This is a genomic window from Janthinobacterium sp. JF4 (genome assembly GCF_059617925.1).
Genome location: NZ_JCAQAV010000052.1, coordinates 16,338 through 32,562 on the forward strand (window position 1 = coordinate 16,338; position 16,225 = coordinate 32,562).

General features: G+C 63.0%; 17 protein-coding genes. 13 read left to right on the forward strand and 4 right to left on the reverse strand.

What is annotated here, in order from left to right; all coding sequences use genetic code 11:
- Positions 1 to 3: 3 nt before the first annotated feature.
- The 3 genes from AC54AF_RS24710 to AC54AF_RS24720 are packed head-to-tail and all read left to right on the forward strand — an operon-like array spanning position 4 to position 3,080.
- The gene (locus AC54AF_RS24710) at positions 4 to 1,035 is read left to right on the forward strand and encodes an ABC transporter ATP-binding protein (protein WP_496638678.1); all 1,032 of its coding nucleotides are present in this window, start codon (positions 4 to 6) and stop codon (positions 1,033 to 1,035) included.
- A 19-nt stretch (positions 1,036 to 1,054) separates the two neighbouring features.
- A complete protein-coding gene (locus tag AC54AF_RS24715) occupies positions 1,055 to 1,999 on the forward strand; it encodes a nucleoside hydrolase (RefSeq protein ID WP_496638679.1) in 945 nt (314 codons plus the stop codon).
- A gap of 25 nt (positions 2,000 to 2,024) precedes the next feature.
- Entirely contained in the window at positions 2,025 to 3,080 is a 1,056-nt protein-coding gene (locus AC54AF_RS24720) for an adenosine deaminase family protein (protein WP_496638680.1), read from the forward strand.
- Position 3,081: 1 nt separating this feature from the next.
- Here the strand turns inward: AC54AF_RS24720 and AC54AF_RS24725 are convergent, their stop codons facing one another.
- The gene (locus AC54AF_RS24725) at positions 3,082 to 4,464 is read right to left on the reverse strand and encodes a short-chain fatty acyl-CoA regulator family protein (protein WP_131689458.1); all 1,383 of its coding nucleotides are present in this window, start codon (positions 4,462 to 4,464) and stop codon (positions 3,082 to 3,084) included.
- Between the two features lie 157 nt (positions 4,465 to 4,621).
- Between AC54AF_RS24725 and AC54AF_RS24730 the strand changes: the two genes are divergently transcribed.
- From AC54AF_RS24730 to mmsB, 5 genes are read left to right on the forward strand one after another with little or no spacing between them, the layout of a single operon-like run.
- Positions 4,622 to 6,130 (forward strand): CoA-acylating methylmalonate-semialdehyde dehydrogenase, encoded by a 1,509-nt coding sequence (locus AC54AF_RS24730; RefSeq protein WP_496638681.1) that lies wholly within the window; start codon positions 4,622 to 4,624, stop codon positions 6,128 to 6,130.
- An 11-nt stretch (positions 6,131 to 6,141) separates the two neighbouring features.
- Complete coding sequence (locus AC54AF_RS24735; protein ID WP_071075240.1) at positions 6,142 to 7,302, forward strand: acyl-CoA dehydrogenase family protein; 1,161 nt, start codon at positions 6,142 to 6,144, stop codon at positions 7,300 to 7,302.
- A complete protein-coding gene (locus AC54AF_RS24740) occupies positions 7,299 to 8,084 on the forward strand; it encodes an enoyl-CoA hydratase (RefSeq protein WP_496638682.1) in 786 nt (261 codons plus the stop codon). The genes AC54AF_RS24735 and AC54AF_RS24740 overlap by 4 nt, the downstream gene beginning before the upstream one ends.
- Positions 8,077 to 9,219, forward strand: a complete 1,143-nt coding sequence (locus AC54AF_RS24745) for an enoyl-CoA hydratase/isomerase family protein (protein WP_496638683.1) — start codon at positions 8,077 to 8,079, stop codon at positions 9,217 to 9,219. The genes AC54AF_RS24740 and AC54AF_RS24745 overlap by 8 nt, the downstream gene beginning before the upstream one ends.
- The gene (gene mmsB / locus AC54AF_RS24750; RefSeq protein ID WP_496638684.1) at positions 9,167 to 10,144 is read left to right on the forward strand and encodes a 3-hydroxyisobutyrate dehydrogenase; all 978 of its coding nucleotides are present in this window, start codon (positions 9,167 to 9,169) and stop codon (positions 10,142 to 10,144) included. Before AC54AF_RS24745 ends, mmsB begins: the two co-directional genes overlap by 53 nt.
- Before the next feature lie 187 nt (positions 10,145 to 10,331).
- On the opposite strand, the gene AC54AF_RS24755 is transcribed toward mmsB, so the two are convergent.
- Together AC54AF_RS24755 and AC54AF_RS24760 are read right to left on the reverse strand one after the other, a co-directional pair.
- Complete coding sequence (locus AC54AF_RS24755) at positions 10,332 to 10,916, reverse strand: hypothetical protein (RefSeq protein WP_131689464.1); 585 nt, start codon at positions 10,914 to 10,916, stop codon at positions 10,332 to 10,334.
- Positions 10,917 to 10,957: 41 nt separating this feature from the next.
- A complete protein-coding gene (locus AC54AF_RS24760) occupies positions 10,958 to 11,563 on the reverse strand; it encodes a hypothetical protein (RefSeq protein WP_496638685.1) in 606 nt (201 codons plus the stop codon).
- Between the two features lie 245 nt (positions 11,564 to 11,808).
- Between AC54AF_RS24760 and AC54AF_RS24765 the strand changes: the two genes are divergently transcribed.
- Positions 11,809 to 12,528: an HAD family hydrolase gene (locus AC54AF_RS24765; RefSeq protein WP_496638686.1), complete on the forward strand. Its 720-nt coding sequence runs from the start codon at positions 11,809 to 11,811 to the stop codon at positions 12,526 to 12,528.
- Between the two features lie 117 nt (positions 12,529 to 12,645).
- Positions 12,646 to 13,662, forward strand: coding sequence for a heat-inducible transcriptional repressor HrcA (hrcA, locus tag AC54AF_RS24770; RefSeq protein ID WP_496638687.1), 1,017 nt, complete (start codon positions 12,646 to 12,648; stop codon positions 13,660 to 13,662).
- Positions 13,663 to 13,710: 48 nt separating this feature from the next.
- On the opposite strand, the gene fur is transcribed toward hrcA, so the two are convergent.
- Positions 13,711 to 14,142, reverse strand: coding sequence for a ferric iron uptake transcriptional regulator (fur, locus tag AC54AF_RS24775; protein ID WP_034778781.1), 432 nt, complete (start codon positions 14,140 to 14,142; stop codon positions 13,711 to 13,713).
- Between the two features lie 196 nt (positions 14,143 to 14,338).
- Between fur and AC54AF_RS24780 the strand changes: the two genes are divergently transcribed.
- The 3 genes from AC54AF_RS24780 to AC54AF_RS24790 are packed head-to-tail and all read left to right on the forward strand — an operon-like array spanning position 14,339 to position 16,135.
- A complete protein-coding gene (locus tag AC54AF_RS24780) occupies positions 14,339 to 14,971 on the forward strand; it encodes an outer membrane protein assembly factor BamE (RefSeq protein ID WP_496638691.1) in 633 nt (210 codons plus the stop codon).
- Positions 14,972 to 14,990: 19 nt separating this feature from the next.
- Positions 14,991 to 15,800, forward strand: a complete 810-nt coding sequence (gene dapB / locus AC54AF_RS24785; RefSeq protein WP_496638688.1) for a 4-hydroxy-tetrahydrodipicolinate reductase — start codon at positions 14,991 to 14,993, stop codon at positions 15,798 to 15,800.
- Between the two features lie 8 nt (positions 15,801 to 15,808).
- Positions 15,809 to 16,135: a barstar family protein gene (locus AC54AF_RS24790; protein WP_496638689.1), complete on the forward strand. Its 327-nt coding sequence runs from the start codon at positions 15,809 to 15,811 to the stop codon at positions 16,133 to 16,135.
- The last annotated feature ends 90 nt before the right edge of the window (positions 16,136 to 16,225 follow it).

Here is a 16,225-nt window from a genome sequence, read left to right on the forward strand (position 1 = left end):
ACCATGAGTTATCTGGAACTGCACAAACTGAACCTCGGCTACGCCAAGAACACGACATCCGTGAAAGACCTGGACCTGCACGTCGAGCAGGGCGAACTGATTTCCCTGCTGGGCCCCAGCGGCTGCGGCAAGACCACCACCATGCGCGCCATCGCCGGCCTGATGCCGCTGCAGTCGGGCCGCATCGTGCTCGACGGCCGCGAGATCGGCAAGCTGGCGCCGAACAAGCGCAATATCGGCATGGTGTTCCAGTCGTACGCGCTGTTCCCGCACTTGAATGTATACGACAACATCGCCTTCGGTTTGCGCCTGCGCAAGGTCGCGCCAGCTTTGCTGAAAACGAAAGTGGAAGCCGTGATCGCCGCCGTGGGACTGACCGGTTTCGAAACCCGCTTGCCGGCACAGATGTCCGGTGGCCAGCAGCAGCGCGTGGCGCTGGCGCGCGCCATCGTCGTCGAACCGGCCCTGCTGCTGCTGGACGAGCCGCTGTCGAACCTGGACGCCAAGCTGCGCGTGCAGATGCGCGCCGAGCTGCGCCGCATCCAGCGCGAGCTGGGCATCACCATGCTGTACGTGACGCACGATCAGGAAGAAGCGCTGGCCCTGTCCGACCGCATCGTCGTCATGAACGGCGGGCGCATCGAGCAGCTGGCCACGCCGGAAGCCGTCTTCAATACGCCGTCGACGCGCTTCGTCGCCAACTTCATGGGCTTTGAAAACCTGTTCGATTACCGCGACGGCGCGCTGCACCACGCGGGCGCCAGCCTGCCGTACGCGTCTCCCGTCGCTGCCGGCACCACGGTGCTGGGCTGGCGTCCGGACAAGGTGCGCGTCTGCGCGGCCGACGACGCGGCGGGCCAGTATCCGGGCACCGTGCTGGCGCGGGGCTTCCTGGGCGACACTGTCGAATACCTGCTGCAAACGCCGCTGGGCCAGGTCAAGGGTATCTGCGCGGCCGGTGGCGCCGCCTGGCGCGAAGGCACGGCCGTGTCCTTCGTGCTGCCGTCCGACAGCGCCCTGTGGCTGGGTGCGTGATTTCTGAATGGAACGCAGCATGACCCAAGCCTTGAAAAAGATCTGGCTCGACACCGATCCCGGTTTCGACGACTGGCTGACGATGTTGCTGCTTGGCAGCAATCCCGACATCGCGTGGCTGGGCGTGAGCGTGGTGGCGGGCAATGCGCCCGTCGCCATCACCTACGACAATGCCTTGCGCATCAAGGCGCATGACGGCTTGACGGTACCGATTTATCGCGGCTGCGAGCAGCCGCTGGCCGGCGTCATCGAAACGGCGCAGCGCATCCTCGGCGACAGCGGCATGCCGACGACGGGTGAAATCCTGCCGCCTGGCGCGGCCAGCGACGCAGCCGGCCACGCCGTCGACGCGCTGATCGCCGCCGTGCGCAAGTATCCCGGCCAGATCACCATCATGGCGATTGCGCCGATGACCAATATCGCAACCGCGCTGGCCCGCGCGCCCGACATCGCCGAGAAAATCGTTGAAATCATTTTGATGGGCGGCTCGACCGACCAGGGCAACCACACGGCGGCGGCCGAATTCAATATCTATGCGGATCCGGAAGCGGCCGCCCAGGTCTTCCAGGCTGGCATCCCGCTGCGCATGTTCGGCTTGAACCTGTGCCGCCAGTTGCTGGTGACGAATGCGGAAGTGGCGCGCCTGCGCGCCATCGGCACGCCGCGCGCGCAGCGTCTGGCCGGCTACCTGGAAGCGTATGTGCGCATCCGCAGCGCCGACGGCTCGGTGCCCATGCCGATGTACGACCCGGTGGTGGCCCTGTACCTGGAAGCGCCGCAGCTGTTCCAGTTCCAGAGCGCCCACGTGGCCATCGAATTGACGGGCGAACTGACGCGCGGCATGACGGTGTGCGAATTTCGCGTGCCGCGCCGCGCCGCCATCAACACGCAAGTGGCGATGCTGGCCGATGGCCCGGCCGCCATCGAACGGCTGATGCGCCGCCTGGCCGCCATTCTCGTCTGACCCACTTCACTACGAAACGAGCTTCATGTCTAATTCCCCCCTGAGCATCGAACAGTTTTTACGCGCCATGCCGAAAGTGGAGCTGCATTGCCACCTGTTCGGCACGGTGCGCCAATCGACTTTCCGCGCGCTGGCCGCCAAGACGGGCAATGTCGTCAGCCCCGAGGAAATCGACGCGTTCTATACGCGCGGCGACAAACCGGTGGGCGTGCTGCGCGTGCTGCGCGCGCTCGACGCGCACCTGATCGTCTCGCCCACGGACCTGTATTGCCTCGCCTACGAATATCTGGAAGACGTGCACGGCCATGGCGTGCGCTATGCGGAGTTCTTCTGGAATCCCACCGGCACCGTGCGCGTGTCGGGCATCCGCTACGAGTCGGCGCAGGACGCCATCGTGGCCGCCATCCGCGACGCGCAGCGCGACTTCGGCGTGATCGGCCGGCTGATCCCCAGCATCGACCGTGAGGCCAGTCCTGCGGAAGCCGTGCAGATGGTGGAATGGATGAAGGCGCACCGCGCGCCGGAAGTGATCGGCATCGGCATCGACTACCGGGAAAACGACCGTCCGCCGGAACTCTTCATCGAAGCCTACCGCGCCGCGCGCGAAGCCGGCTTCCGATGCACGGCGCATGCGGGTGAATTCGGCATGCCGTGGATGAACGTGGAGATGGCCATCGAGCAACTGCAGGTGGACCGGGTCGACCATGGCTACACGATCGTCGACAACCCGGACTTGGCGCGGCGCTGCGTGGAGCGTGGCCTGGTGTTTACGGTCGTGCCGACCAATTCGTATTATCTGCGCACCCTGGCGCCCGAGCGCTGGGCGCTCGATCATCCGATCCGCGCCATGGCCAGGCTGGGCTTGAAACTGCACCCGAATACGGACGACCCGACCCTGCACCACGTGACGCCGACGGGCGCCTGGATGATGATGCGCGAATTCGGCTTCGGCCTCGATGACATGCGCGGTTTCATGCTGAATGGCCTCGATGCGGCCTGGATCGATGAATCCACGCGGCGCGACTGGCGCGCGCAATTTACGCGCGAGTTCGACGCGCTGCACGCCCGGGTCGTCGAGTAACTCAGGCGGACGCTGGCGGCGGTGCCAGCAGCGAGGGAAACGCCCGCTGCGGGCAGCTTTGGCGTTCGCACACCTTGCAGCCCGTGCCGATCGGCGTGGCGCTGCTCGGGTCGTGCAAATCGAGTCCCTTCGAGTAAATCAGCCGGTGCGCCTGCGAGATGTCGCAGCCCAGCGCCACGGCAAAGGTCTTGCCGGGCGCCCGGAATCCCGGCGATGCCGTGCTGACCTGGCGCGCGATCCACAAATACGTGCAGCCATCGGGCATGCTGGCCACTTGCGTCAGCACTTGCCCCGGGTGGCTGAAGGCGTCGTAGACGATCCACAGCGGGCAAGTGCCGCCCACCCTGGAAAAGTGAAAATCCGTGGCCGACTGGCGTTTCGAGACATTGCCCGCGCGGTCGACGCGCACGAAGAAGAAGGGCAGTCCCGCCGCGTCGGGGCGCTGCATGGTGCTCAGGCGGTGGCACACGGCCTCGAACCCCACGCCGAACTGGTGCGCCAGGCGCTCGATATCGTAGGCGCGCGTTTCCGCCGCCTGCAGGAAGCGCTGGTAGGGCATCAGCAGGGCGCCCGCGAAATAGTTGGAAAACGCCAGGCGCGCACTCGTTTGCGCGGCCGCGCTGGACAATCCCGCCGCCAGCACCAGGGCGTCGATCAGCTCGCTGTGCTCGAGCAGGCTGATTTGCGCCGCCATCTGGAAGGCGCGCTGGCCGCCCGTCAGGGTGTCGGGCAGCCACAGGATGTGTTGCTGGGCATCGTAGCGGTGCTTGCGCACCATGCCCGCGTCGCCATCGGACAAGCGCACCTGAATGCCGTGGCGTTCCAGCAGGCGTCCCTGCAGCGCATCGAGCGTGCGCAGCTGCGGGTCAAGTTCGCCCGCTACCAGCTCCGCCGCCCGGTCCAGCTCATCGATATAGTTCTGCCGCCGGTTCAGGTATTCGCGCACTTCCTCGTCCGTGGACGGGGCCGCCGAGCTGGCGCCGCGGCTGCCGTCGTCGAGGCGCGCGGCCAAGGTATCGGCCCGTTCCGCCATCACCCGGTAGCGCCGCTGCAAGAGCAAAATCGAGCGCGCCAGTTCCGGCATGTTTTCCACCAGCATTTTCAATTCCGCCATTGAGGTGGGCGGCGCGTCCGGCAATTCGCCGAACACGTCGCGCACGTCGGCCACCAGGCTGGCGCTGTCGTGTTCGGAGAAGATTTGCGGATCGACCCCCAGTACCGTGCCGATGCGCAACAGAATCGGCACGGTCAAGGGGCGCTGGTTGCGCTCCATCTGGTTCAGGTAGCTGGGCGAGATGCCCAGGGACTTGGCCAGCGCCACCTGCGTCATGCGTCGTTCCTCGCGCAGCCGCTGCAGGCGCACGCCCATGAAAACCTTTGCCATCGCGCTTCCTCTTCCCCGGTTTGTGGAATCTGCAAATTTACAACATTTGCAGATTAACAGATTCAGCTTTGCATTATCTCGCATTTTCACGCCTTGTTTGCGGCAGCGATTGTGCGAATAATGCAAACAGACCTATACCCACACCAGGAGACACCGAGTGACCACGCAAACTGCAATTCCGACCGTCCCCCTCTTGATCAACGGCGAGTGGGTGGAATCCCAAACCACCGTCTGGCGCGACGTCGTCAACCCCGCCACGCAGGAAGTCCTGGCCAAGGTACCGTTCGCCACGCCCGAGGAAGTGAACGCCGCCATCGCCTCGGCCCAGCGCGCCTTCAAAACCTGGCGCAAGACGCCGATCGGCGCGCGCGCGCGCATCTTCCTGAAACTGCAGCAGCTGATCCGCGAAAACATGGCCGACCTGGCCGCCACCTTGACGATGGAACAGGGCAAGACCCTGCTTGACGCGGAAGGTGACGTCTTCCGCGGCCTGGAAGTGGTCGAGCATGCCGCCAATATCGGCACCCTGCAAATGGGTGAATACGCGCAAAACGTGGCCGGCGGCGTCGATACCTACAGCGTGATGCAGCCGCTGGGCGTGTGCGCCGGCATTACCCCATTCAACTTCCCCGCCATGATCCCCCTGTGGATGTTCCCGATGGCGATTGCCTGCGGCAATACGTTCGTGCTGAAACCATCGGAGCAAGATCCGCTCGTGACGGAAAAGCTCGTGCGCCTGGCCTTGCAGGCGGGTATCCCGGCCGGCGTGCTGAACGTCATTCACGGCGGCGAAGACGTGGTCAACGCCCTGTGCGACCACCCGGACATCAAGGCCATTTCGTTCGTGGGATCGAGCAAGGTGGGCACGCATGTGTACCAGCGCGCCAGCCTGAACGGCAAGCGCGCGCAATGCATGATGGGCGCCAAGAACCACGCCGTCGTCTTGCCGGACGCTAATAAAGAACAGACACTGAACCAGTTGCTGGGCGCGGGCTTCGGCGCGGCCGGCCAGCGCTGCATGGCCGCCTCTGTGGCCGTGCTGGTGGGCGAGGCGCGCGAATGGCTGCCGGAACTCTCTAAAAAGGCGCAAACGCTGACGGTGGGCGCGGGCAAGGATAATCCTGACCTGGGCCCCGTCATCTCGTGCGCGGCGAAAGAGCGCGTGCGCAGCCTGGTCGCCAAGGGCATCGAGCAGGGCGCCGTGCTGACCCTGGACGGGCGCGACGTGAAGGTCGACGGCTATCCGAACGGCAACTTCGTGGGACCGACGATCTTGTCTGGCGTGAAGCCTGGCATGGTCGTGTATGACCAGGAAATCTTTGGCCCCGTCTTGATCGTCGTCGAAGTCGATACCCTGGATGAAGCGATTGCTCTGGTGAACGCGAATCCGAACGGCAACGGCACGGCCCTGTTTACGCAAAGCGGCGCGGCCGCGCGCTACTTCCAGGAAGAAATCGACGTGGGCCAGGTCGGCATCAACGTGCCCATCCCCGTGCCCGTTCCGCTGTTCAGCTTTACGGGTTCGCGCGGCTCGAAACTGGGCGACCTGGGCCCGTTCGGCAAGCAAGTCGTGCTGTTCTACACGCAGACGCAAACGATTACCCAGCGCTGGTTCACGGACGCGGCCTCGGTGGGCAAGGTCAACACCACCATCAGCCTCAAGTAAGGAGCTGGACCATGGACTTTGAACTGAGCGACGAGCAGCGCGAGTTCCAGCAGGCGGCGCGCGCGTTTGCCGAAGGCGAACTGGCGCCGCACGCGGCCCATTGGGATGCGGAATCGATTTTCCCCGTGGAAACCATTGCCAAGGCGGGCGAGATGGGCTTTTGCGGCCTGTACACGCCGCAGCGCTGGGGCGGCTTGGGCCTGTCGCGCCAGGATGCGGCCATCGTGTTTGAGGAACTGGCCGGTGGTTGTACCTCGACCACTGCCTACATCACGATCCACAACATGGCCACCTGGATGCTGTCGCGCTGGGGCCAGGAAGCCCTGTGCGACGAATGGGTACCGGCCTTGGCCGCCGGCCAGAAGCTGGCCAGCTATTGCCTGACGGAACCGCAATCGGGATCGGATGCGGCGTCCCTGCGCACCAAAGCCGTCAGGGACGGCGACTTTTATGTACTCGATGGCACGAAAGCGTTTATCTCGGGCGCGGGCCAGACGGACATGCTGATTGTCATGGCGAGAACCGGCGGCGAAGGCGCGGCCGGCATTTCCGCGTTTGCCGTGCCGGCCAATTTGCCCGGCATCGTGTATGGCAAGAAAGAAGAGAAGATGGGCTGGAACAGCCAGCCCACGCGCATCATCAGCTTTGACCAGGTGAAAGTGCCTGTTGGTAACTTGCTGGGTGCGGAAGGCGAAGGCTTTGCGATTGCCATGAAGGGCATTGATGGCGGGCGCATCAATATTGCCGTGTGCTCGGTGGGCACGGCGCAAGCGGCCCTCACACGGGCGCAGGCGTACATGAAGGAGCGCACGCAGTTCGGCCGAGAGCTGGCGCAGTTCCAGGCCTTGCAATTCAAGCTGGCCGACATGCTGACGGAGCTGGTGGCGGCGCGCCAGATGGTGCGCCTGGCGGCCTGGAAACTGGACCAGGAAAGCCCGGACGCCACGGCGTATTGCGCCATGGCAAAACGTTTCGCCACGGATGTGGGTTTCAATGTGGCCAACGATGCGCTGCAATTGCATGGCGGCTACGGCTACATCCGCGAATATCCGCTCGAGCGCCACGTGCGCGACACGCGGGTGCACCAGATCCTGGAAGGGACGAATGAAATCATGCGCCTGATCGTCGCGCGAGCGATTTTGAAAGACGGCGCCACGGAGACCTTACGATGAGCAAAGTGTATACCAATCTGCTGCTGGAACGCCGTGGCCATACGGCCCTGGTGACCCTCGACAACCCGCCCGCCCACACGTGGACCCTGGCCAGCCTGAACGCGCTGACGCAGCTGGTGGCCGACCTGAATGCCGACCCGGATGTGTACGCTCTCGTGATCACGGGCGGCGGCGCCAAGTTCTTCTCGGCCGGTGCGGATTTAAAAGTGTTTGCCGACGGCAACAAGGACACGGCATTCGCCATGGCCGCCGCCTTTGGCGAGGCGTTCGAGGCGCTGTCCGCGTTTCGCGGCGTCAGCATCGCCGCCATCAATGGCTATGCCATGGGCGGCGGGCTCGAATGCGCGCTCGCTTGCGACATCCGCATCGCCGAGGAACATGCGCAGATGGCCTTGCCGGAAGCGTCCGTCGGCTTGCTGCCGTGCGCGGGCGGCACGCAGCACTTGCCGTGGCTGGTGGGCGAAGGCTGGGCCAAGCGCATGATCTTGTGCGGCGAGCGCGTCGACGCGGCCAAGGCCCTGGCCATTGGCCTTGTCGAGGAAGTCGTGCCAACTGGCAAGGCTGCCGCCACGGCGCTGGTCCTGGCCGCCAAGGTGGCGCGCCAAAGTCCCAGCAGCGTGACGGCGTGCAAGACCCTGATCCAGGGCGCGCGCAGCCATCCGCTCGTCGATTCCCTGCCCGACGAACGCACCCTGTTCCTGGGATTGTTCGATACGCAAGACCAGAAAGAGGGCGTGCAAGCGTTCCTGGAAAAACGTCCGGCGGAGTGGAAGAATGGCTGAAATTACTGTGGCTGAAACCTTGCTTGAAACAGTGAAACTGGAAGAACGCGACTGTCCCGGCGGCATGAAGTTGGGCGTCATCACCCTTGATGCACCGAAGTCCTTGCACGCATTGACCCTGGACATGATACGCGCCATCGATGGCGCCCTCGTGCGCTGGGCAGGTGACGACGCCATCGCCTGCGTGGTGCTGCAATCGTCCACCGACAAGGCCTTTTGCGCGGGCGGCGACGTGCGCAGCCTGCGCACTGCCGTGGTCGAGCAGCCGGGCATCGTGCCGAACCCGCAGGCGCTGGCTTTCTTTGCCGAGGAATACCGGCTCGACCACCGCATCCATACCTATGCAAAGCCGCTGCTGGTGTGGGGCGGCGGCATCGTCATGGGGGGCGGCCTGGGCCTGATGGCCGGTGCCAGCCACCGCGTGGTGACGGAAAGCACGCGCATCGCCATGCCGGAAATCACGATTGGCCTGTTTCCCGACGTGGGCGGCAGCTGGTTCCTGGGCCGCATGCCGGGGCGCAGCGGCCTGTTCCTGGGCTTGACGGGCGCGCCGATGAACGCGGCCGACGCACTGTTCGCGGGCCTCGGCGACTATTTTCTGCGCCAGGAAGAGCGCGCCATGGTGCTCGACGCGCTGGCGCTGGCGCAATGGCAAGCCGGCCCGCAGGCGAACAGCGAGCAGCTGGACCGCTTGCTGCGCGGCTTCTCGGCCCCTGCATCCATGTTGCCCGTCTCCGAAGTGCGCGCCAACTTCGACGCCATCGCCGCCTTGACGCAAGCGCCGACCTTGCCCGAAGTGGTGGCCGCCATTGCCGCGTATGACGGCGATTCGGCCTGGCTGCAGAAGGCGGCCCGCTCGCTCGACAAGGGTGCGCCCAGCTCGGCCGCTTTGGTCTGGGCCATGCGCGGACGCACGCGTCATCTGAGTCTGGCGCAAGTGTTTCAGTTAGAACTGATCGTTGCCGTGCAATGCTGTGCCCATGCCGATTTCCGGGAAGGCGTGCGCGCCTTGCTGATCGACAAGGACAATGCGCCGCAGTGGCAGCCGGGCAGCCTGGCCGACGTCAGCAATGCGTATCTCAATGAATATTTCACGGCGCCGTGGACGCAGCATCCATTGGCCGATTTACATTAAAAGAACAACAGGAGACAGACACATGCAACATATCGCTTTTATCGGCCTGGGCAACATGGGCGCGCCGATGGCCCGCAACCTGGTGGCCGCCGGCTTCCACGTCTCCGTGTTTGACCTGGTGCCAGCGGCCGTGGCGTCGCTCGTCGAGGCGGGCGCCACGGCGGCCGCCTCCGCCAGCGCGGCCGTACAGACGGCTGATGCCGTCATCACCATGCTGCCAGCCAACAAGCACGTGCAGGAACTGTACCTGGCGGCCGGTGGCGTGCTGGACTCGGCCAAGCCGGGCGCCTTGTTTATCGATTGCAGCACCATTGCTGCCGATGTGGCGCGCCAGGTGGCGCAGGCGGCCAGCGCACGGGGCTTTGCGATGATCGATGCGCCCGTTTCGGGCGGCACGGCGGGCGCGGCGGCCGGCACCCTGACCTTCATCGTCGGCGGCAGCGTAGCGGCCTTGCAGCAGGCGCGGCCTTTGCTGGAAAAGATGGGCAAGAACATCTTCCATGCGGGCGAGGCGGGTGCAGGCCAGGTGGCGAAGATTTGCAACAACATGCTCCTGGGCATTCTGATGGCCGGTACGGCCGAGGCGCTGAACCTGGGCGTGGCGCATGGCCTGGATCCAAAAGTATTGTCCGACATCATGGCCAAGAGCTCTGGCCGCAACTGGACCCTGGAAGTGTACAACCCGTGGCCGGGCGTCATGGAGGGCACGCCCGCGTCGCGCAATTACACTGGCGGCTTCGGCACGGCGCTGATGCTGAAAGACCTGGGCCTGGCGCAGCAGTCGGCCCTGTCGGCCAACGCGCCCACGCCCTTGGGTGGGCTGGTGCGCCAGTTGTATCAGATGCATGCGCAAGCCGGTTATGCGCAGCAGGATTTCTCCAGCATCGTGCAGATGCTGCAGCCCGGGTTGAACAAACCCGTTTGAGGAATTTTGGGCAAAAAAAAGCCCGCTGGTAAAAGCGGGCTAAATCCAATTCTTGGAAGAGTTGGAGGAGACAGATGCATTATGCTGCATCGCCACATATAACTCCAATTTATCTTTGGAATATCAAGTATATATTTCCGTGATATCTCTTCCTGACAGCCGCGCTGCGGCTGCCAGCGCTACTGCCTTAGCCCGGATTGCAGGTGATCTGCACGGTCGTCACATCCGCTTCACCCATGGTGCCGATACCGCCGGTGTTCTCCACCACAGCGCATTTCAGGCCGGTCGGCTGCGTAAACACGCTGATGCCATACTTGTCGCCATCGGCAATACGCGTCCCGAGGATGAAGGTCTTGCTATCCTTGGCCACCGTGGTTTGCGCCGTACCGTTGATCAGGACCAGGCCGTCGGCTGTCAGGCCCGTCACCGTACCGCCCACCGTGTAGGAATTCTGCATACACGTGACTGTTGCCTGAATGCTCACATAGTGACCAGCCGAACCGGAACCGTTACCGACGGCGCAATTCATGTGGGCAGGTTGTTTCTGCACGGTGATGTTGTAGTCGGTGCCATAGTCGATGCGTTTGGTAAAGGTAAACGACGTTTTGCCGGATTCAACCGGCAGGCTTTCGCCGCCGTTGGCCAGGATCAGGCCATTGGTGTTCAAGTTGCTGATGGTGCCGCTGACATCATACGAGGCCTTGCCACCGCAAGCGGCCAGTCCCAGGGTCAGCAGCAGCGCGGCGATCGGGCGCAGGCAGGATAACTTCATGTATTTCTCCAATGCAATATAGTGATGACGAACCGCGTGGCTTACAGCGGCGTGCAGTGCAGTGCGGCGCTGGTCGTGGCGGCTGAACCCATGGTGCCGTTGACAATGCGGCCGTCGGCGCTGGTGTTGGCAGAGGCCTCGAATTTGCACGTCTGGCCTGTTGGATACGACGAGATGGAAATATTGTAGGCGATGCCGTCATCGACATGCGGGAACGTATAGGCAGTACTGCCTGTCAGCGGGCTGGTGCTGGTATTGCCGATCGCCAGGGTCAAACCGTCAGCGGTCAAGCCCGTGACCGTGCCGCTCAGCGGGTAGGAATTGGTCTGGCAGCTCACCACGGCCGTGGTCACGGAGTAGCTCGATGCTTTGCCGGTGCCATTGACAATCTTGCACACGGCACCCTTGGGCTGTTCCGCGATGGTGATATCGTAGCGGTCATCGGAACTGAGCAGCTTGGTGAAAACAAAGGAGGACTGGCCCGCGGAAACCGGCAAGCGTTCCCCGTCATTCAGGAGAATCAGGCCAGTCTTGGCCAGACCGGTAACCTGGCCTTGCAGATACAGGTTGCCACCGCTGCCGCCGCAGGCTGCCAGTGTGACGGCGCAAGCCGCCGCCAGCATCGAGCGCAGGTACAAATTTTTCATACATTCTCCAAAACGAATTAGGTTGGGTAGCGCAACGCGGACGCTGGCGCCGCATTGGAATGGCGCCTATTTTAGTCTATCTGGCAAGCAGGATGACCTTGCCTTGTATCACCCTGTAACAATTTTTCGCCGGGAAGCGCTGGCCCGGCCCCATTTCACGGGGGCGCAGCCATGCCGGCGGCGGCGATCGGTGCGACAATAGATGCACCCTGCGCAGCGTGACGCAGCATCCCATAGTGAGTCCCATGTCCCTTGCCCCTGTAAAACCCGCCGTGCCGCCCAAGGCCATCCTGTTCGACCTCGACGATACCTTGTGGCCGATCGCACCCGTGATTGCCGCCGCGGAAACCCTGCTGCACGACTGGCTGGCCACGCATGCGCCCAAGGTGGCGCAGCAGTTTTCCATCGAGGTGCTGCGCCAGCATCGCCTGGCCATGCTCAACGAACAACCGCATTTTCATGGCAATCTGATCGAGTTGCGCCGCGCCGGCTTGTTGGCCGCCTTCGAGGCTGCTGGCGAGGATCCCGCCCTGGTCGACGGGGCCATCCTGCACTTCCTGGCCGCGCGCAATCGCGTCCAGCCGTATGACGACGTCTTGCCGGGCCTGGCCTGGATGCGCCAGCGCATGCTGGTCGGCTCGATCTCGAATGGCAATGCGGACCTTGACGTTATCGGCCTGGCGCAGCATTTCAAGGTATCGATCGCCGCCAGCGACTTTGGCGTGGCCAAGCCCGACGCCAGCATCTTCCTGGCCGCTTGCGCCGCGCTGGAGGTGGCGCCGCATGAAGCCGTGTATGTCGGTGACGACCTGTATTTCGACGTGACGGGAGCGCAGGGGGCCGGCATGCGTGCCGTCTGGATGAACCGCAAGGGCAGCGACGCGCACCTGGCCGCCGGCGTGCAGCCCGACGCCATCTGTGCCAACTTTGACGAGTTGCTGCAATGGCTGCAGCAGCAAGATTGATCGCCGCGGGACGGGCGAACGTGCATAATAGGCGCTGTTGATGCATGTTCGGCCGCTTTCGTTGCCGCTTGCTTAACAAAATGCTTGCTTAAAGAATACTTGCTTAAATAAGACACCATGCAACTCGATACACGTGCCCAAACACTGCTGAAAGCCCTGGTCGAGCGATATATCGCCGACGGCCTGCCGGTCGGTTCGCGCGCCCTGTCGAAAATTTCCGGCCTCGACCTGTCGCCGGCCACGATCCGCAACATCATGGCCGATCTGGAAGAGCTCGGTTATGTGTCCAGTCCGCACACCTCGGCCGGGCGCATCCCCACGCCGCGCGGCTACCGCATCTTTGTCGACACCTTGCTGACCGTCCGGCATCTGGACGAGCACATGGTGGAGTCGCGCATGCGCCTGCAGACGCCGCAGCCGCAAAAAACCATCGCCAACGCGGCGCAGATGCTGTCGTCGCTGTCGCAGTTTGCCGGCGTCGTGCTCACTCCGCGCCGCGAATCCGTGTTCCAGCAAATCGAATTCCTGCGCCTGTCCGAAAAACGCATCCTGCTCGTCATCGTCGCCCCCGGCGGCGACGTGCAGAACCGTTTATTGCTGACGGAGGCCGACTATACGCCGGCGCAACTGGTGCAATCGGCCAATTACATCAACCAGAATTATGGCGGCCTGTCGTTTGACGCCGTGCGCGTGCGCCTGCAGGGCGAATTGCGCCAGCTGCGCGACGATATGGGCAGCCTGATGCAGGCGGCCGTGGAAGCGGGCAGCGAAGCGATGGCCGACCATAGCGACGACATGGTCATTTCCGGCGAGCGCAACTTGCTCAGCGTGAGCGATCTGTCATCGAACATGCATTCGCTGCGCCAGATGTTCGACATGTTCGAGCAAAAGACGGGCTTGATGCAGCTGCTCGACGTGTCGAGCAAGGCGACGGGCGTGCAGATTTTCATCGGCGGCGAATCGAACCTGGTGCCGATGGATGAGATGAGCGTGGTGACGGCGCCGTATGAAGTCAACGGCAAGATCGTGGGGACGCTGGGAGTGATCGGACCGACGCGCATGGCCTACGAACGCGTCATCCCGATTGTCGATATCACGGCTAAATTGCTGTCAAGCGCACTCAGCCATAATTGATCGTAATGCCTGGCGCGCCAGCCGCCCCGTGGGAGCGGCCAGCTGTGGTCAGGCGGTTTTGTGCGGGCAAGCCGTCTTGATGCAGTTGCCGTAGATGGCCAGGGCGTGTTCGGCGATCTTGAAGCCGCGCTCTTCGGCCACTTTTTGCTGGCGGACTTCGATGTCTTCGTCGAAGAATTCCTCGACCCGGCCACAGTCGAGGCACACCAGGTGATCGTGGTGGGAACCTTCGTTGAGCTCGAAAATCGCCTTGCCGGTTTCAAAATGGTTACGGTTGAGCAAGCCTGCCTGTTCGAATTGCGTCAGGACACGGTAGACAGTTGCCAAACCGACATCCATATTGTCGGCCAGCAGAATTTTGTAGACGTCTTCCGCTGTCAGGTGGCGTACCGGGCTACTCTGGAAGATATCGAGTATCTTCAGGCGTGGCAAGGTGGCTTTCAGGCCGCTTGCCTTGAGATCACTAGGATTGTTACTCATGTTTGTTGCTCGTATGTGGGTCAGGTGCTTTATCATATAGCGTTTTGTCGGGGAGTGCCAAAATATGCTTTTTTTTGGCGGGCCGGTCACTCCTGGCGTTTTGTTCATCCAATTGAGGTCATTTATGCGCGTAACACCGGCTGTATTGCCATCTCTCTGGCACCGTATTTCATTTCGAGCACCAGTCGTGGCAGGCATGGTCTGTGTCGCGCTGGCCATGTCCGGCTGCGCCAGCCGTGGCATCCTGGGCGAAAAGCCGGCAGCTGCTCAAAAAGAAGGCAAGGAACTGGTTCCCGAACAGGGCGCACAAACGACCACCATCACGCCGCTGCAAAAATTCATGTGGTTTTTCTCGCCATACCGTCCTGACATTCAACAAGGCAACTTTGTCTCCGAAGAGATGCTGGCCCAGTTGAAAGTGGGCATGACGCGCGACCAGGTGCGTTTCGTGCTCGGCACCTCCCTGCTGACCGATATCTTCCATGCCGACCGCTGGGATTATCCATTCCGCCTGGCCCGGGGCAGTGGCGAAACCACCAGCAGCCGCGTGGTCGTGTACTTCGGCAAGGATGGCAAGGTTGAACGTTTCGAAGGCGGCAACTTGCCGACGGAGAAAGAATACATCGATCGCATCGCCGGTCCGTCGCCGTTCGCCAAGGTCGCGAAGGTCGCCAAGGCCGACGCGCCTGCCGCAGTCGTGCCATCGCCCGTGGCGCCGAGCGCCGTGCCGGTGCCAGCCGATGCCGCGCCAGCCATTCCTGTGAGCAAGCCGGAAGTTGCCCCCGCACCTGCCGCCGAGCCTGCACCCGCTGCCGAACCCACCAAATAAGTTGTTGTAAGAGAATAAAATGACTGAACTGAAAATTGCCATCGCTGGCGCCAGCGGCCGCATGGGCCATATCCTGATCGAAGCGGTCAGCAATGCGTCGGACGCCGTGCTGGCTGGCGCGCTCGATCGTGCCGGCTCGCCGTCGATCGGCCAGGATGCGGCCGCTTTCCTCGGCAAGCCTGCCGGCGTGTTGACGGAGTCCGACCTGGCGAAGGGCCTGGCGAACGCCGACTTCCTGATCGATTTCACGCGTCCAGAAGGCACCTTGCAGCACCTGGCGTATTGCGCCGAGCATGGCATCAAGATGATCATCGGCACCACCGGTTTCGATGACGCGGGCAAGGCCGCCATTGCCGCCGCCGCCGAAAAGACGGCCATCATGTTCGCGCCGAACATGAGCGTGGGCGTGAATGTCACCATGAAGCTGCTGGAACTGGCCGCGAAAAGCCTGTCCGAAGGCTACGACATCGAGATCATCGAAGCGCATCACCGCTTCAAGGTCGATGCGCCGTCGGGCACGGCCCTGCAAATGGGGGAAGTGGTGGCCGGCGCCCTGGGCCGCGACTTGAAGGAATGCGCCGTGTACGGCCGCGAAGGCGTGACGGGCGAACGCGACCCGTCGACCATCGGCTTTGCCACCATCCGCGGCGGCGATATCGTCGGCGACCATACGGTGCTGTTTGCCGGCATCGGCGAGCGCATCGAGATCAGCCACAAGTCGAGCAGCCGCGTCACCTACGCCCACGGCGCCCTGCGCGCCGCGCGTTTCCTGGCTGACAAGCCGACCGGCCTGTACGACATGCAGGATGTGCTGTCGCTGAAGAACTGAGGAAGACCATGGCCACTGCCATCCTGAATGGAAAAGACATCACCGACGCAGCGAGCTTCCACGCGCAATGCGTGCAAGCCTTCGGCTTCCCCGCGTTCTACGGCAACAGCATGGATGCCTGGGTCGATTGCCTCAGCTATCTGCGCGACGATGAAAACATGACGCAGTTCCGTTTGAAGCCGAACGAGGTGCTGGAAATCGTCGTGCAGGACGCGCCGGCAATGCAGGCGCAAGTGCCTGATTTACTGGAAGAAATCACGTTCTGTATCGCCGGCATCAATGAGCGTTATGACGATTATGGCGAAAAGCCGGCGCTGAAGCTGGTACTCAAGTGAATAGAATCGTAGGTCGGATTAGGCCCTGCGGGCCGTAATCCGACCTTGTATTATTCCTCTCATGCGGTTGGTGGTGTTGCGAACAACATC

Bases quoted from the DNA above. Each gene is read 5' to 3' on its own strand.
- AC54AF_RS24765 (WP_496638686.1), top strand. From the start codon at position 11,809: ATGTCCCTTGCCCCTGTAAAACCCGCCGTGCCGCCCAAGGCCATCCTG.
- fur (WP_034778781.1), bottom strand. From the start codon at position 14,142: ATGAGTAACAATCCTAGTGATCTCAAGGCAAGCGGCCTGAAAGCCACC.
- AC54AF_RS24720 (WP_496638680.1), top strand. From the start codon at position 2,025: ATGTCTAATTCCCCCCTGAGCATCGAACAGTTTTTACGCGCCATGCCG.
- hrcA (WP_496638687.1), top strand. From the start codon at position 12,646: ATGCAACTCGATACACGTGCCCAAACACTGCTGAAAGCCCTGGTCGAG.
- AC54AF_RS24755 (WP_131689464.1), bottom strand. From the start codon at position 10,916: ATGAAGTTATCCTGCCTGCGCCCGATCGCCGCGCTGCTGCTGACCCTG.
- mmsB (WP_496638684.1), top strand. From the start codon at position 9,167: ATGAATATTTCACGGCGCCGTGGACGCAGCATCCATTGGCCGATTTAC.
- AC54AF_RS24725 (WP_131689458.1), bottom strand. From the start codon at position 4,464: ATGGCAAAGGTTTTCATGGGCGTGCGCCTGCAGCGGCTGCGCGAGGAA.
- AC54AF_RS24745 (WP_496638683.1), top strand. From the start codon at position 8,077: ATGGCTGAAATTACTGTGGCTGAAACCTTGCTTGAAACAGTGAAACTG.
- AC54AF_RS24790 (WP_496638689.1), top strand. From the start codon at position 15,809: ATGGCCACTGCCATCCTGAATGGAAAAGACATCACCGACGCAGCGAGC.
- AC54AF_RS24715 (WP_496638679.1), top strand. From the start codon at position 1,055: ATGACCCAAGCCTTGAAAAAGATCTGGCTCGACACCGATCCCGGTTTC.
- dapB (WP_496638688.1), top strand. From the start codon at position 14,991: ATGACTGAACTGAAAATTGCCATCGCTGGCGCCAGCGGCCGCATGGGC.
- AC54AF_RS24740 (WP_496638682.1), top strand. From the start codon at position 7,299: ATGAGCAAAGTGTATACCAATCTGCTGCTGGAACGCCGTGGCCATACG.
- AC54AF_RS24780 (WP_496638691.1), top strand. From the start codon at position 14,339: ATGGTCTGTGTCGCGCTGGCCATGTCCGGCTGCGCCAGCCGTGGCATC.
- AC54AF_RS24710 (WP_496638678.1), top strand. From the start codon at position 4: ATGAGTTATCTGGAACTGCACAAACTGAACCTCGGCTACGCCAAGAAC.
- AC54AF_RS24760 (WP_496638685.1), bottom strand. From the start codon at position 11,563: ATGAAAAATTTGTACCTGCGCTCGATGCTGGCGGCGGCTTGCGCCGTC.
- AC54AF_RS24735 (WP_071075240.1), top strand. From the start codon at position 6,142: ATGGACTTTGAACTGAGCGACGAGCAGCGCGAGTTCCAGCAGGCGGCG.